The sequence below is a fragment of the Micromonospora sp. NPDC049529 genome (assembly GCF_055586685.1).
Genome location: NZ_JBVJHT010000002.1, coordinates 158,169 through 172,932, shown reverse-complemented (window position 1 = coordinate 172,932; position 14,764 = coordinate 158,169). Strand labels below are relative to the sequence as shown.

The window sequence follows — 14,764 nt, the reverse complement described above, 5'->3', positions numbered from 1 at the left end:
GTTCACCCGCGAGTCGGCTCACTTGCCGCCGGCGAGCTTCTCCCGCAGTGCGGCGAGCGCCTCGTCGGTGGCCAGGGTGCCGGCCGGCTCCTCGGCCTGACGGGCCGGTGCCGGGGTGGACGAGGAGGTCGCCCCGCCGCCACCGGTGCTGACCGGAGTCGGGTTGGCAGCGGCCTCGGCGTCGGCGGCACGGGAGGTCTGCACCTGCTTGGTGTGGGCCTCCCAGCGGGTCCGAGCCTCGGCGTACTGGGTTTCCCAGGTCTCCCGCTGCTTGTCGAAGCCCTCGAGCCACTCCCCGGTCTCCGGGTCGAAGCCCTCCGGGTAGATGTAGTTGCCCTCGTTGTCGTACGTCGCGGCCATGCCGTAGAGGGTCGGGTCGAAGTGCTCCTCGCCCTCGACGAAGCCCTCGTTGGCCTGCTTGAGCGAGAGCGAGATCCGCCGCCGCTCCAGGTCGATGTCGATGACCTTGACCATGACGTCCGAGCCGACCTGGACGACCTGCTCCGGGATCTCCACGTGGCGCTCGGCCAGCTCGGAGATGTGGACCAGGCCCTCGATGCCGTCGTCCACCCGGACGAACGCACCGAACGGGACCAGCTTGGTGACCTTGCCCGGCACGATCTGCTGGATCGCGTGGGTCCGGGCGAACTGCCGCCACGGGTCCTCCTGGGTCGCCTTCAGCGACAGCGAGACGCGCTCGCGGTCCAGGTCGACGTCCAGGACCTCGACCTCGACCTCCTGGCCGACCTCGACCACCTCGGAGGGGTGGTCGATGTGCTTCCAGGACAGCTCGGAGACGTGCACCAGACCGTCGACGCCGCCGAGGTCGACGAACGCACCGAAGTTGACGATCGAGGAGACGACGCCCTTGCGGACCTGCCCCTTCTGCAACTTGTTGAGGAACTCGGTGCGCACCTCGGACTGGGTCTGCTCAAGCCAGGCCCGGCGGGACAGGACCACGTTGTTGCGGTTCTTGTCCAGCTCGATGATCTTGGCTTCGAGCTCCCGGCCCACGTACGGCTGCAGGTCCCGCACCCGACGCATCTCCACCAGCGACGCGGGCAGGAAGCCCCGCAGGCCGATGTCGAGGATGAGGCCACCCTTGACCACCTCGATGACGGAACCGCGAACAACGCCGTCCTCGTCCTTGATCTTCTCGATCGTGCCCCAGGCGCGCTCGTACTGCGCCCGCTTCTTCGAGAGGATCAGCCGGCCCTCTTTGTCCTCCTTCTGGAGAACCAGGGCTTCGATGTGGTCACCTACGGAGACCACGTCGGCGGGGTCGACATCGTGCTTGATCGACAACTCGCGCGAGGGAATGACGCCCTCGGTCTTGTAGCCGATGTCGAGCAGGACCTCGTCCCGATCGACCTTGACGACGGTGCCTTCGACAATGTCGCCGTCGTTGAAGTACTTGATGGTCTCGTCGATCGCGGCGAGGAAAGCTTCCTCGGAGCCGAGATCGTCGTGGGTGACCCGGTTGGCGCTCGAGGGGGCCTCGATGCTGCTCGTCATGTGGGCGGTTGCTCCGGTCGGATGGGTGTCACAGCAGGCGTTTGTGTCGCAGTGACCTGTTTGCGCCAGCGGATCCGTCGCCGTACACACCTAACGATCATGCGTGAGACCGTGGGATATGCCCGTCGACCGCGGACCTGCTCCCTGCCGAGGCACACGATCCGCGAGCGCATCGAACAGCTTACCGTGCGCATTACCACAGCATGCAAGCCCTCCTGCCACCTGATGCGACACGCCGTCCACGACGCGGGAACTCGCCCGTTCGCGAGCTTGCGCGGCGCGTCGTCGAGGCCGCCCGCGACGTGCGCCTACCCGGCCTCTAGCGTGGCCGGGATGAGTGACGACGAGGCCGAGGGTGTGACCCGGCGCACGGTCAGCGACATCGAGACCCGCCGGGCGAGCCGGCAGTGGTGGGACCGGGACGCCGACGACTACCAGGCCGAGCACGGCGAATTCCTGGGCGACGTCGACTTCGTCTGGTGCCCGGAGCGGCTGCGCGAGGCCGACGCCCGGCTCCTCGGCGAACTGCCCGGCCGCCGGGTGCTCGAACTCGGCTGCGGTGCCGCGTCCGCGTCGCGCTGGCTGGCCACCGAGAAAGCCCGGCCGGTCGCCCTGGACCTGTCCGCCGGCATGCTGCGGCACGCGGCCCGGGCGGCCGACACATCCGGCGTACGGGTGCCGCTGGTCCAGGCCGACGCCCTCGCCCTGCCGTTCGCCGACGACACCTTCGACATCGTCTGCACGGCGTTCGGCGCGGTGCCCTTCGTCGCCGACTCGGCGGCGGTGATGCGGGAGGTGTTCCGGGTGCTGCGCCCCGGCGGCCAGTGGGTCTTCTCGGTCACCCACCCGATGCGCTGGATCTTCCTCGACGACCCCGGCGAGGGCGGTCTCAAGGCGGTGCACTCCTACTTCGACCGGCGCCCGTACGTCGAGCAGGACGCCGACGGGGTGCCCAGCTACGTCGAGCAGCACCGCACCCTCGGCGACCGGGTCCGGGAGTTGGTCGGCGCCGGGTTCCGGTTGCGTGACGTGGTGGAACCGGAGTGGCCGCAGGGGCACGAGCAACTGTGGGGGCAGTGGAGCCCGCTGCGGGGCCGCCTCTTCCCCGGCACGGCGATCTTCGTCAGCGACAAACCGCCCGTCACGGCCTGACTCCCCGCCGCCACCGCTGCCGGTTTTCGGCCCGGCGGGCCGGGTAGACCGGGTCATGGACAAGGACGAGAAGCTGCACAAGGGCGATCGGGTGAGCTGGCGCAGCCACGGCGGTACCGCGTACGGCACCGTCCAGGAGGAGATCACAAAACGGACGACAGCCGCCAGACGTACGGTCGACGCCAGCGAGCAGGAGCCGCAGTACCGGGTCCGGACCGACTCCGGCGCGGAGGCGGTACACGAGCCGGGGGCGTTGCGTCGTGCCCCACGGTGACGACCGGGCCGACGTCTACCGGGACTTCACCGACGCGGTCAACATGAAGCCCGGTGAGCTGGAGACGTGGCTTGCGACCGACGACTCCAAGGCGGTCGGGCAGCACTCCCGCGGCGGCGGTGAGTCGGTCGGCCACGAGTCGGGACGGCGGATCATCGCGCTGCTGCGCCGCAAGCGGGCGGAGCTGACCGACCGGGACTACGCGCACATGCGCAAGGTGGTCGGGTACGTGCACCGGCACATGGCGCAGCGCCCCCGGGGCGACGTCAGCCGCACCCGGTGGCGCTTCTCGCTGATGAACTGGGGCCACGATCCGCTGAGGTAACTGGGCCACGACCCGCTGAGGTGACGCCTGCGCCGGCTCAGTGGTCGGCGCTGTTCCAGTCCTGGCCCGCGCCGACCGAGACCTCCAGCGGCACCGAGAGCGGGTGCGCGTTGCCCATCTCGCGCCGGACCAGCTCCTCCAGCTGCTCCCGCTCACCGGGGAACACCTCGAAGACCAGTTCGTCGTGCACCTGCAGCAGCATCCGGGAGCGCAGGCCGGAGTCGCGCAGCGCCGCCTCCACGTGCAGCATGGCCACCTTGATCATGTCGGCGGCCGAGCCCTGGATCGGGGCGTTGAGCGCCATCCGCTCGGCCATCTCGCGCCGCTGCCGGTTGTCGCTGACCAGGTCCGGCAGGTAACGCCGCCGGCCCAGCATGGTCTCGGTGTAGCCGTCGCGCACGGCCCGCTTCACCACCTCCTGGAGGTAGTCGCGGACCCCCCCGAACCGGCTGAAGTACTCCTCCATCAGGCCGCGCGCCTCGTCCGGGGCGATGTTGAGCTGCTGGGCCAGACCGAAGGCGCTCAGGCCGTACGCCAGGCCGTAGTTCATCGCCTTGATCTTGCGGCGCTGGTCGGCGGTGACCTCCGCGACCGGCACGTGGAAGACGAACGACGCGGTGGCGGCGTGGAAGTCCTCGCCCGAGTTGAACGCCTCGATAAGCGCCTGGTCGACGGAGAGATGCGCCATGATCCGCATCTCGATCTGGCTGTAGTCGGCGGTGAGCAGGGTCTCGTAGCCGGCGCCGACGACGAAGGCACGCCGGATCCGCCGCCCCTCCTCGGTCCGGATCGGGATGTTCTGCAGGTTCGGGTCGGTCGACGAGAGCCGCCCGGTGGCCGCCACCGTCTGGTTGTAGGTGGTGTGGATCCGGCCGTCGTCGGAGATCGACTTGAGCAGCCCGTCGACGGTCGACTTGAGCCGGGCCACGTCCCGGTGGCGGAGCAGGTGGCCCAGCACCGGGTGCGGGTTCTGCGCGTAGAGCCACTGCAACGCGTCCGCGTCGGTGGTGTAGCCGGTCTTGATCTTCTTCGTCTTGGGCAGCCCCAGCTCGGTGAAGAGGATCTCCTGGAGCTGCTTGGGCGAACCGAGGTTGAACTCCCGCCCGACCACCTCGTACGCCGCCTGCGCCGCCGCCTTCACCTCGCCCGCGAAGTGCGCCTCCAACTCGGAGAGGTAGTCGGTGTCGGCGGCGATGCCGACCCGCTCCATCTCGCCGAGCACCCGCACCAGCGGCAGCTCCACGTCGGCCAGCAGCCGGGCCGAGAGTTCGCCGTCGCGGGCCAGCTCGGTGTCGATCGCGTCGGCGAGGTCGAGGGTGGCCGCGGCCCGCAGCATCAGGTTCTGCTCGACCTCGCCGTCGTTGCCGAGCCCCTCGAAGGTGAGCTGCCCGGACTCCGGCTGGTCGACCCGCAGCTCCCGGTGCAGGTAGCGCAGGGCCAGGTCACCCAGGTCGTACGAGCGCTGGTCCGGCCGGGCCAGGTAGGCCGCCAGCGCGGTGTCGCGGGTGACCCCGCGCAGTTGCCAGCCGTGCGCGGCGAATGCCAGCGACGCCGGTTTGCTGTCGTGCAGGACCTTCGGCCGCGCCTCGTCGGCCAGCCACTCGCCCACCGCCGCCTCGTCGGCCGGATCGAGCGCGGCCGGGTCGAACCAACCGCCGGCGCCGTTCGCGGTGGCCACCGCGACCCCGGTCAACGAGCCGGTGCCGCGACCGAAGGTGCCGGCCACGGCCATCCCGGTCGGTACGCCCACCGGCGCGTGCTCGGCCAGCCAGGCCGCCACCGCGCCGGTGCCCAGCACCTCGGTGGCCAGTTCGAAGCCGGCCTCGGCCTCCGGCTGCACCGCCTCCAGGTACTGGTAGAGCCGGTCGCGCAGGACCCGGAACTGGAGCGTGTCGAAAACCTGGTGCACCGCCTCGCGGTCCCAGCCGGCCCAGCGGGCGTCGGCCGTGCCCAGCGGCAGCTCCAGGTCGTCGACGAGCCGGTTGAGCTCGTAGTTGCGGATCACGTCGGCGAGCCGTTCACGCAGGCTCTCGCCGGCCTTGCCCTTGATCTCGTCGGCGCGGGCGATGACGCCCTCCACGCCGCCGAACTGGTTGATCCACTTGGCCGCGGTCTTCGGCCCCACCCCCGGGATGCCCGGCAGGTTGTCGCTGCTCTCCCCGACCAGGGCGGCCAGGTCGCGGTACTGCTCCGGGCCGACGCCGTAGCGGTCGGTGACCGCCGCCGGATCCATCCGGGCCAGGTCGGAGACGCCCTTGCGGGGGTAGAGCACGGTGACCTGGTCGCCGACCAACTGGAAGGCGTCCCGGTCACCGGTGCAGATCAGCACGTCCATCCCGCTCTCCCGCCCCTGCCGGGCGAGGGTGGCGATGACGTCGTCGGCCTCGTAGTGCTCCTTCTCCACCACCGGCACCTGCAGCGCGGCGAGCACCTCCTTGACCAGGCTCACCTGGCCGTGGAAGTCGGTCGGCGTCTCGGCCCGGCCAGCCTTGTACTCGGCGTAGCGCTCGGTGCGGAACGACCGGCGGGAGATGTCGAACGCGACGATCAGGTGGGTCGGCCGCTCGTCGCGGAGCACGTTGATCAGCATCGAGGTGAAGCCGTACACCGCGTTCGTCGGCTGTCCGGTGGTGGTGGAGAAGTTTTCCACCGGCAGCGCGAAGAAGGCCCGGTAGGCCAGCGAGTGGCCGTCCAACAACAGGAGGCGGGGTGCGTCGGTCACCTGACCGACTCTAGTCGGGCCCACCGACATCCCGGCCACAGCCCACGCGGCTGCGGAACCGGATGAACGGGACGGGGGACACGACAACGGCCCGACGCTTCCGCGTCGGGCCGCTGACGTGCGGGCGGGTCACGCCACGCCCAGGTACGCCTCCTTGACCGCCGGGTCGTGCAGGAGGTCCTGCCCGGAACCCTCCTTGACGATCCGGCCGGTCTCCAGCACGTAGCCCCGGTGTGCCCGGGACAACGCCTGCTGCGCGTTCTGCTCCACCAGCAGGATCGTGGTGCCCTGCTGGTTGATCCGCGTGATGATCTCGAAGATCTGCTGGATCAGCTTCGGCGCCAGCCCCATCGACGGCTCGTCCAGCAGCAGCAGCCGGGGCCGGGTCATCATCGCCCGACCGACCGCCAGCATCTGCTGTTCGCCACCCGAGAGGGTGCCGCCGGGCTGCTTGCGGCGTTCGAGCAGCCGGGGGAAGAGGCCGTACACCATCTCCAGGTCCTCGGCGATGGCCGCCTTGTCCCGCCGGGTGTAGGCACCCATCTCCAGGTTCTCGTGCACCGTCATACCGGGGAAGACGCCCCGGCCCTCGGGCGACTGTCCGATGCCGCGGATCACCCGCAGGTCGGCCCGGAGCTTGGTGACGTCGGTGCCGTCGAACCGGATCGACCCGCCGGCGACCGAGTGCAGGCCGGAGATGGCCCGCATGGTGGTCGTCTTGCCGGCACCGTTGGCCCCGATCAGGGCCACGATCTCGCCCTCGGCGACGGTCAGGCTGATCCCGTGCAGCGCCTGGATCCGGCCGTACAGCAGGGTCAGGTTTTCGATCTCAAGCAGCATCTTCCGACACCCCCAGGTAAGCCGCGATCACCTTCGGGTCGTCGCGGACCTCGGCCGGCGTACCCTCGGCGATCTTCTGGCCGAACTCCAGCACGACGATCCGGTCGGTGACGCCCATGACGAGCCGCATGTCGTGCTCGATGAGCAGAACCGTGACACCCCGGTCCCGGATCTTGCGGATCAGCTGGAGCAACGCCTCCTTCTCCGCCGGGTTGAAGCCGGCGGCCGGCTCGTCCAGGCAGAGCAGGGTCGGGTCGGTGGCCAGCGCGCGGGCGATCTCCAACCGCCGCTGGTCGCCGTACGAGAGGTTGCGGGCCAGGTTCTCGGTGTGGCTGTTGACCCCGACGAAGTCGAGCAGCTCACGCGCCTTCTCCCGGCCCTGCTTCTCCTCACGCCAGTGCCGGGGCAGTCGCAGCAGCGCGCTGGGCACGCTGGTCTTGTGGTGCGCGTCGGCACCCACCTGTACGTTCTCCAGCACCGTCATCTCCGGGAAGAGACGGATGTTCTGGAACGTACGGGCCACGCCCAGCTTGGTGATCTTGAAACGCTTCTGACCGCTCAGCTTGCGGCCCTGGAACCGGATCTCGCCCTCGGTCGGGGTGTAGACACCGGTCATGGCGTTGAAGCAGGTGGTCTTCCCGGCGCCGTTCGGTCCGATCAGACCGAGGATCTCCCCCTTGTAGAGGGTGAAGTTCACCTTGTTCAGCGCCACCACACCGCCGAAGCGGAGGGTCACGTTGTCCACTTCCAGCAGTGGCTCGCGGCCGACCGGCGGCACCTGCGGACCCGACGACTCGGCCCGCGGGGCGGGAATCTGCGCCGCCGGCTCGGCCGCGGCGTCGGCTCCGGCGCCGGACTCCGGCGGGGAACCCACCTCGACCCGGGCGTCCGGGGCGAGATCGCGCTCGCTGGTCACGTCCCGCTCACTGCCCATCTGCGGCTCACTCAACGACCGCCACCTCCTTCTGCCGGTCCTTGAGCTCGGCGGCACGCCGCCGGTTCGGCCACAGGCCCTGCGGCCGGAAGACCATAACAATGATCAGCAACGCCCCGAAGAACACGTAGCGCAGCGAGGTGGGGCTGACGTCGTACGCCCGACCCGCGATGTTGACCGTCTCCGGCAGACCGAACACGTCACCGACCGACCGTAGCCACTCCGGGATGTAGATCACCAGGAAGCCACCCAGGATCGCGCCGGGAATACTGCCGGCACCGCCGAGCAGCACCGCGGCCAGCACCAGGATCGAGTTCTCCAGCGAGAAGGTGGAGGAGTTGACGAAGTTCGCCTGCCCCGCCCACAGCGACCCGGAGAGTCCACCGACCGCCGCGCCGATCGCGAACGCCCAGAGCTTGAACCGGAACGTCGGCACGCCCATGATCTCGGCCGCGTCCTCGTCCTCTCGGATCGCCACCCACGCCCGGCCCACCCGGCTACGGGAGAGGTTCCGGATCAGGAAGATCGAAATAATGATCACCGTGAGCAGCAGCCAGTAGTACGGCTTGAACGCCAACCCGAAGATCGGCGTACCGTCGGACCACTTGCCCGGCGGGTGCGCCACCTGCGGGATACCCCGGTCACCGTTGAGGATCCAGTCCTGGTTCTTCGCGATGATCCGGATCATCTCGGCGAAGCCGAGGGTCACGATCGCCAGGTAGTCACCGCGTAGCCGCAGGGTCGGCGCCCCGAGCAACACCCCGGAGAGCAGCGCCAGCGCGACCGCGATCGGCACCGTGACCAACCACGGCCACGGGCTCTCCAGCCAGTTGTACTCGGTGATCAGCTTGCTCTCCGGCGAGGTGAGCAGCGCCACCGTGTACGCACCGACGGCGAAGAAGCCGAAGAAGCCGAGGTCGAGCAGACCGGCGTAGCCGACCACCACGTTCAGGCCGAGCGACAGCAGCACGATCCAGGCGCAGTAGAACAGCACCGCGGCCATGTCGTTGCTGGTGGTGTAGAGCGGGATCCACACGCCGGGGATGTTCAGGTACTCGTAGAACGACTTGTTCGGCAGCACGTAGAGGAAGGCCACGAACAGCAGCAGCCCGATGATCCGTACGGGCTTGGGCAGCGTGTCGAACACGTGGCCGACCCGGCTGGTGGCCTCGTGCCACCGGGTTCGAAAGTCGGTCATGCCCGCGCCCTTCCCAACGACTCGCCGAGCAGGCCGGTCGGCCGGAACATCAGCAGCGTGATCAGTACGACGAAGGCGATCAGGTCACGCCACTGCGAGCCGAAGACCGCCGAGCCGTAGTTCTCCACCAGCCCGAGCAGGATGCCGCCGATCGCGGCGCCCCGCAGGTTGCCGATGCCGCCGAGCACCGCGGCGGAGAACGCCTTGAGCCCGAGCAGGAAGCCGATGTTGTACCGGGTGTTGCCGCTCTTCATGTCGCTGAAGACCGCGGCCACACCGGCCATCAGTCCACCGAGCACGAAGACCAGGCCGATCACCCGGCTCTTGTTGACACCCATCAGAGCTGCGGTGTTCGCATCCTGTGCCACCGCCCGGATACCCCGCCCGAACCGGGTCTTGTTCACGAAGAAGTCCAGGCCGACCATCATGATGATCGCCACGCTCAGGGTCAGCAGCTGGACCGGAGTGATCCGGAAGCCGCCGATACTGATGATCGGATCGGTCGGCAGCAGGCGCGGCGCACCGATCTGACGACGCTGGGTGAACGCCCCCAACAGTTCCATCAGGAAGTACGACGCGCCGATGGCGGTGATCAGGAAGGCCAGCGGCGGCGCGTTGCGCCGACGCAACGGCCGGTAGGCCGTCACCTCGATCAGGAGGGCGGTTCCGCCCGAGAAGGCCGCGGCCACGACAATCGCCGCCACGATCAGCAGCAGCGCCATCGGAACCGAGGGGGCATCAGTGTCACTGGTGAGCCCGAAGAAACCCCAGGTCCACACGGCGGCGAAGGTGCCGATCATGAAGACCTCGGAGTGCGCGAAGTTGATGAGGCGAAGGACGCCGTACACGAGGGTGTAGCCGAGCGCGATGAGCGCGTAGATCGCGCCCTGGACCAGCCCGGTCGTGGTCAGTTCCGGGAAACCCCGGATAAGTTCTGCAAAGTCCACCAAAGCTCCGAGGGGTTGCGTGATACGGGTGTGGCCGGCAACGTTCGCCGGCCACACCAGCACCATTTGTGGTTCGTTACGCACCGATCCGGTTCGCGCCTGGCGCCCTGATCGGGTCAGCCCTTCGGGATCTCCACATCCGGCGCCCAGGCGCCGGCGGTGGCCTTGAACGCCCACACCTTGACCTGAGCCGGGTCAAGCTCGCCGTTCGCTTCCCACTTGTACGTCACACCGGACGCCGAACCCGCCTTGTTGTAGGTGCTGAGGAAGGTCTGGATGTCGGCGCGAGTGGTCTTGCCGGCCTTGATCGCCTCAAGGTAGATCTTGGCGAGGTCGTACGACACGTCGGCGTACACACCCGGGTCCACCGAGTACTTCGCCTTGAAGTCGGTGACGAAGGTGCCCTTGGCCGCGGTGGCCGGGCCACACGGGCAGGTGGAGATGGTGCCCTCGACGTCCTTCTGGCCGGTCACCGACAGCATGTTCGCGTCGTTGATGCCGTCACCGCCGATGAAGGTGCCGGTCCAGCCGTTGGCCCGCAGCTGCTTGAGGAACGGCGCCGCCTCCTCGGTGTAACCCGCGTACATCAGCACGGTGGCGCCGCTGGTCTTCACGCTGGAGACCTGGGCACCGAACTCCTGCGCGTTGTCGACGACCTTGTCGGTCTTGACCACGAGCGGGCCGAGCACCTTCTTCGCCTCGTCGGCGAGGCCGGCACCGTACGCCGACTGGTCGTCGATGACGAAGACCTTCTCCGCCTTCAGAACGCTCTTGATGTAGTTGGCGATCGCCGGACCCTGGGAGAAGTCGTTACCGACGCCGCGGTGGAAGACCTTCCAGCCCTTGTCGCTCAGGCTCGGACGGGTCGCGGACGGCGTGATGGTCGCCAGCCCGGCCTGCTCGAAGATCGGCAGACCGACCTCGCTCTCACCGGAGAACGCCGGGCCGATCAGCCCGACGATCTTCTCGTCGGCGGCGGCGCTGGTGGCCAGACCGCCGGCCAGGTCGGCCTTACCCTGCGAGTCGAACGGGGCCACCGTCACCTGGCAGTCCGCGTTTTCCTTGTTGTACTGCTCGACGGCCAGGTCGGCGCCCTGCTTCATCGGCGTCACGAGTCCGGCGTCCGCACCGGACAGCGCGCCGAAGAAGCCGATCTTGAGGTCGCACGCCTGGCTACCGGAGCCGTTGCTCGAACCCTCGTCCTGCTTGCACGCGGTAGCGCCGCCGACGAGCACCGCCGCCATGGCGACACCGCCGAGGACGCGTACGAAGTTTTGCCTCAAGGCTGAAACCCCTCCTCCATCCACGAGTCCGGTGCCACGGGCGGGTGAGCCACGACAGCGCCGAACGAGACCGTTCACCCGGTCTGGCCGGGGACGTTATCCCACTGGCCCGACTCGCCGGTAGGTCTGATCGCTCGCGTTGACTCAACCGTTACGTAGCGTGGCAACTTTTGCGCTCCGATGTCATAGCCGCGAGGTTTGTCGGTCGCGATCAAGGAGTAACCGGAAACGCCGACCACCAGGCACGGGCCTCCCGCCCGTCATCGGTAACCATCACTGCCTGGCCAGCCATCGCGGCCACCGCCGCCGCAGTGTCCCCGCCGGGCGGCAGGTCGACCGGGAGCGCCACCGGCGACCACCGCTGCGCGGCCCCGTCCGTACTCCACAATCGGTGACCGTCGGCCGCGACCGATACGGCGAGTAGACGCCCGGCGTACGTCGCGACCGCCTCCACGCCCGCGACCGCACCGGCGCCCGCTACCCCGAACCGCCCGCTGGCCCGCCAGCCACCCGCGTCACCGCCGGCCGGGCCGTCGACCCGCCACGCGCCGAACGTCCTGCCCCGCAGCCCGAGCGCCAGCACCGAGTCCCCGACCCGGACCAGCCTTTGCACCGATTCGTCCTCGTCCGTGGCCGGCAGGGCGATCCGGCTCCAGGCCAGGCCGTCGGGGGAGGTCCAGACCAGTGGATCGTGGTCCGGCCGGCCCTGCGCCCGACCGTTGCCACCGACCAGCCAGCCGTCGGCGACCGCGAGCGCGTCCGTCGCCGACGTCCGCACGCGCGCGTCGCTCGCCAGTCCGGGTGCCCCCTCGACCAGTTGGAAGTCGGCCGCGTCCGGGGACCGCCAGACCGCCGCGCCGCTCTCCCGGCCGCCGGCGATCAGCCAGCCCTTCGGGCCGCCGGCCACCCGGCTGACATTGACCGCGCTCGGTCCGCCGTAGAGTTCGAATTCGGCCGATACCTCCACCAGCGAGCCGTCCGGCACCTGACGCCAGGTTCGGACCCGCGGGTTGCCGTGCGCACCGCCCGCCCTGGCGCCGATGACGGCGACCCGGCCGTCGAGGCAGCCGGCCGCGTAGAGAATCGCCCGCTCGCCGTAGTAGCTGCTCGGGGCGAGTCGCACGACGGTCCAGGTACGCGCGTCGGTGCTGGTCCAGACCGCCGGCCGGGTCGCCCCGTCGGCCGCACCGATCGCGCCGACCAGGTACCAGTGGTCGGCGCAGGCCACCGCGTCACGCAGCATCAGCCGCCCGGCCGGGCCCGCCGGCATCGGCAGGACCAGCGGTCGCCAGTCCGGCCGGAGCAGGTCGCCCGTGCCGTCGGGACCGTTCCCGGCCGGCCGGTCGCACCCGCACAGCAGCAGGGTCACCCCGACGAGAGCCGCGACCAGCCGCCGATGGATGGACATGGCCCGATCCTAGAACGATCCCCCGGCGTCACCGGGACATACTTTCGGCCGGGGCGCAGGACTCACGCCGGCGCGGACGGCTCGACCGGCTCGCCGCCGGTTCCCTCGGCGAGGATCCGCTCGGCGACCTCGCGCATGGTCATCCGGTGGTCCATCGCGGTGCGCTGGATCCACTTGAACGCCTGCGGCTCGGTCATGCCGTACGTCGTCATCAGCGCGCCCTTGGCCCGCTCCACCGTCTTGCGGATTTCGAGGCGGTCGGTCAGCCCGGCCACCTCGGACTCCAGCGCGGCGATCTCCGAGTAGCGCGACAGCGCGATCTCGATCGCCGGCACCAGGTCGCTCTTCTGGAAGGGCTTGACCAGGTACGCCATCGCGCCGGCCGCCCGAGCCCGCTCGACCAGGTCACGCTGGCTGAACGCGGTCAGGATGACCACCGGGGCGATCCGGCCGGCGGCGATCCGCTCTGCGGCGGCCAACCCGTCCATGATCGGCATCTTGATGTCGAGGATGACGAGGTCGGGTTTGAGCTCCTCGGCCAGGCGCACCGCGGTCTCCCCGTCGCCCGCCTCCCCCACCACGTCGTAGCCCTCTTCGACCAGCATCTCGGCGAGATCCAGCCGGATGAGCGCCTCATCCTCGGCGATCAGCACCCGCCTACGCTCGATACCCGCCTGCGTGTCGGCCACGAACCTCTACCCCCAGCGCTGCTTGTCCGACACCCGCCCGGCCGGGTGTCGCCGACATCAGCGTAGTGGGTACCCTAGACCGGGCCTACTCGTCAGGTCCGTGGCAACGTCCCCGTATTCCAACCGGTAGAGAAACGGAGCTCAAACCTCCGACAGTGTGGGTTCGAATCCCACCGGGGGCACGTCGGGTACCACAAGAGCGCAGCGTGGTTACCCAATCACTCTCAGCGAATACCGCCGTCGAGTCCGTGCCGATGTGTGATCTTCCACCCGACGCGACCCGGCTCCGAGTCGCGTCGGGTGCGGCCCGACGACGTCCGGATGTCCGATCACCGACACCAATCGCCGCACGAACGAAGTCACCGCAGGCCCGGTGTGGGCGGTCCGGTTCGTGTGTGTGCACAACGCCGGCCGCAGCCAGATGGCCGCCGGCTGGCTGAGCCACCTCGCCGGGGACACCGTCGAGGTCCGCTCCGCCGGCAGCGAACCCGCCGTACGGATCAACCCGGTCGCCGTGGCGGCGAAGCGGAGGGTCGGTATCGACATCACCGCCAACAGCCCCCGGCGACTCGACCACGCCACCGCCGAGTCCTCCGACGTACTGGTGACGATGGGGTGTGGCGACGTCTGCCCCGTCTTCCCCAGCAAGCGCTACCTGGACGATCCGGCCGGCCGGGACCTCGACGAACTCCACGTCGCGATCGGCGAGTGAGCCGACCGGACCCGGAACCGGCGTATCACCTGGTCGGGCGGGCGAATTCCGGTATGCCGGCAAGATCGGTGACGATGGCATGGGCCACGTCGACGAGCCGCTGGTTGGTCGATCGAGCGTAACCGCGGATCAGTTTGAACGCCTCGTCCACGCTGACGCCACTGTTCTGCGCGATCGCACCCTTCGCCTGTTCGATGACGACCCGGCTGTTGAGGGCGCTCTGGAGTTGGATGGTGAGTTCCTCACCCCGGCTGATGGAACGTTCCTGGAGGATGGCGATGGACGCCAGATCGGCCAGCGCCTGCACGATCGGGATGTCGTCGGCTCCGAGCAGCCTGCCGTCGTCCGTGCCGAACACGTTCAGCGCTCCGATCACCTGGGTACGCAGGCGGAGCGGAAAGGCGTACACGTAACGGAATCCGGCGGCGACGGCGTGCGGCGCGAACTGTGGCCAACGCCCGACGGCGCTGTGCAGGTCGGTGTTGACGACCGCGACCCCGGTCCGGAACGCGTCGAGGCAGGGGCCCTCGTCGTTCTGTAGCTGAAACAGCTCCAGAAGTCGGGCCTCCTCCCGGGAGCCCGCCATGAACTGGAGCTGCCCGTGCTGGTTGGCCAGGACCAGACCGACGACGCTGGCGGCGGCGATTTCGGCGGCCCGCATCGTCAGCATGTGGAGGAATTCGATGAGGTCGAACTCGTCCACGAGAGTGTCGGAGACCTCGACGAACACCGTCGCGAGTCGTTGCGGTGAGACTGCGGTCATGA

Annotated in this window: 13 protein-coding genes, 1 tRNA gene and 1 pseudogene; 5 read left to right on the top strand and 10 right to left on the bottom strand. The window is 69.2% G+C overall.

Annotated elements, in window-relative coordinates; translation table 11 throughout:
* Window positions 1–18 precede the first annotated feature (18 nt).
* A complete protein-coding gene (gene rpsA, locus ACZ6QQ_RS03535) occupies window positions 19–1,515 on the bottom strand; it encodes a 30S ribosomal protein S1 (protein ID WP_329102247.1) in 1,497 nt (498 codons plus the stop codon).
* Between the two features lie 333 nt (window positions 1,516–1,848).
* Here rpsA and ACZ6QQ_RS03530 point away from each other — a divergent pair, with 333 nt between their 5' ends.
* From ACZ6QQ_RS03530 to ACZ6QQ_RS03520, 3 genes and pseudogenes are all read left to right on the top strand, one after another.
* Complete coding sequence (locus ACZ6QQ_RS03530; protein WP_465874011.1) at window positions 1,849–2,667, top strand: class I SAM-dependent methyltransferase; 819 nt, start codon at window positions 1,849–1,851, stop codon at window positions 2,665–2,667.
* 55 nt (window positions 2,668–2,722) lie between these two features.
* Window positions 2,723–2,941: a hypervirulence associated TUDOR domain-containing protein gene (locus ACZ6QQ_RS03525; RefSeq protein ID WP_465874010.1), complete on the top strand. Its 219-nt coding sequence runs from the start codon at window positions 2,723–2,725 to the stop codon at window positions 2,939–2,941.
* Window positions 2,928–3,263, top strand: a pseudogene (locus tag ACZ6QQ_RS03520) (DUF3140 domain-containing protein); the annotation flags it as partial. The gene ACZ6QQ_RS03525 and the pseudogene ACZ6QQ_RS03520, both read left to right, overlap by 14 nt.
* Window positions 3,264–3,303: 40 nt before the next feature.
* Here ACZ6QQ_RS03520 and polA read toward each other — a convergent pair.
* The 8 genes from polA to ACZ6QQ_RS03480 form a co-directional block, all read right to left on the bottom strand.
* Window positions 3,304–6,018, bottom strand: coding sequence for a DNA polymerase I (gene polA, locus ACZ6QQ_RS03515; RefSeq protein ID WP_465874008.1), 2,715 nt, complete (start codon window positions 6,016–6,018; stop codon window positions 3,304–3,306).
* A gap of 99 nt (window positions 6,019–6,117) precedes the next feature.
* Complete coding sequence (locus tag ACZ6QQ_RS03510) at window positions 6,118–6,828, bottom strand: ABC transporter ATP-binding protein (protein WP_465874007.1); 711 nt, start codon at window positions 6,826–6,828, stop codon at window positions 6,118–6,120.
* On the bottom strand, window positions 6,818–7,777 hold the full coding sequence (locus ACZ6QQ_RS03505; protein ID WP_465874006.1) for an ABC transporter ATP-binding protein: 960 nt from the start codon (window positions 7,775–7,777) through the stop codon (window positions 6,818–6,820). Before ACZ6QQ_RS03505 ends, ACZ6QQ_RS03510 begins: the two co-directional genes overlap by 11 nt.
* Complete coding sequence (locus ACZ6QQ_RS03500) at window positions 7,770–8,960, bottom strand: branched-chain amino acid ABC transporter permease (protein WP_465874004.1); 1,191 nt, start codon at window positions 8,958–8,960, stop codon at window positions 7,770–7,772. Before ACZ6QQ_RS03500 ends, ACZ6QQ_RS03505 begins: the two co-directional genes overlap by 8 nt.
* On the bottom strand, window positions 8,957–9,907 hold the full coding sequence (locus ACZ6QQ_RS03495) for a branched-chain amino acid ABC transporter permease (protein WP_465874003.1): 951 nt from the start codon (window positions 9,905–9,907) through the stop codon (window positions 8,957–8,959). Before ACZ6QQ_RS03495 ends, ACZ6QQ_RS03500 begins: the two co-directional genes overlap by 4 nt.
* 116 nt (window positions 9,908–10,023) lie before the next feature.
* Entirely contained in the window at window positions 10,024–11,190 is a 1,167-nt protein-coding gene (locus ACZ6QQ_RS03490) for a branched-chain amino acid ABC transporter substrate-binding protein (protein ID WP_465874001.1), read from the bottom strand.
* Window positions 11,191–11,401: 211 nt separating this feature from the next.
* Window positions 11,402–12,598: a hypothetical protein gene (locus ACZ6QQ_RS03485; protein WP_465873999.1), complete on the bottom strand. Its 1,197-nt coding sequence runs from the start codon at window positions 12,596–12,598 to the stop codon at window positions 11,402–11,404.
* A 62-nt stretch (window positions 12,599–12,660) separates the two neighbouring features.
* Window positions 12,661–13,287 carry an ANTAR domain-containing response regulator gene (locus tag ACZ6QQ_RS03480; protein ID WP_465873997.1) on the bottom strand — a complete coding sequence of 209 codons (627 nt, stop codon included), beginning with the start codon at window positions 13,285–13,287 and terminating at the stop codon, window positions 12,661–12,663.
* A gap of 108 nt (window positions 13,288–13,395) precedes the next feature.
* Here ACZ6QQ_RS03480 and ACZ6QQ_RS03475 point away from each other — a divergent pair.
* Together ACZ6QQ_RS03475 and ACZ6QQ_RS03470 are read left to right on the top strand one after the other, a co-directional pair.
* Window positions 13,396–13,469: transfer RNA gene (locus tag ACZ6QQ_RS03475), tRNA-Leu, on the top strand.
* 209 nt (window positions 13,470–13,678) lie between these two features.
* Window positions 13,679–13,999: an arsenate reductase/protein-tyrosine-phosphatase family protein gene (locus tag ACZ6QQ_RS03470; protein WP_465873995.1), complete on the top strand. Its 321-nt coding sequence runs from the start codon at window positions 13,679–13,681 to the stop codon at window positions 13,997–13,999.
* Window positions 14,000–14,024: 25 nt separating this feature from the next.
* On the opposite strand, the gene ACZ6QQ_RS03465 is transcribed toward ACZ6QQ_RS03470, so the two are convergent.
* Window positions 14,025–14,762, bottom strand: a complete 738-nt coding sequence (locus ACZ6QQ_RS03465) for an ANTAR domain-containing protein (RefSeq protein WP_465873993.1) — start codon at window positions 14,760–14,762, stop codon at window positions 14,025–14,027.
* Window positions 14,763–14,764: the final 2 nt, after the last annotated feature.

What these genes read in the sequence shown, in the direction of transcription:
- ACZ6QQ_RS03530 (WP_465874011.1), top strand. Translation starts at nt 1,849, where the DNA reads ATGAGTGACGACGAGGCCGAGGGTGTGACCCGGCGCACGGTCAGCGAC.
- ACZ6QQ_RS03485 (WP_465873999.1), bottom strand. Translation starts at nt 12,598, where the DNA reads ATGTCCATCCATCGGCGGCTGGTCGCGGCTCTCGTCGGGGTGACCCTG.
- polA (WP_465874008.1), bottom strand. Translation starts at nt 6,018, where the DNA reads ATGTCGGTGGGCCCGACTAGAGTCGGTCAGGTGACCGACGCACCCCGC.
- ACZ6QQ_RS03500 (WP_465874004.1), bottom strand. Translation starts at nt 8,960, where the DNA reads ATGACCGACTTTCGAACCCGGTGGCACGAGGCCACCAGCCGGGTCGGC.
- ACZ6QQ_RS03525 (WP_465874010.1), top strand. Translation starts at nt 2,723, where the DNA reads ATGGACAAGGACGAGAAGCTGCACAAGGGCGATCGGGTGAGCTGGCGC.
- ACZ6QQ_RS03510 (WP_465874007.1), bottom strand. Translation starts at nt 6,828, where the DNA reads ATGCTGCTTGAGATCGAAAACCTGACCCTGCTGTACGGCCGGATCCAG.
- ACZ6QQ_RS03465 (WP_465873993.1), bottom strand. Translation starts at nt 14,762, where the DNA reads ATGACCGCAGTCTCACCGCAACGACTCGCGACGGTGTTCGTCGAGGTC.
- rpsA (WP_329102247.1), bottom strand. Translation starts at nt 1,515, where the DNA reads ATGACGAGCAGCATCGAGGCCCCCTCGAGCGCCAACCGGGTCACCCAC.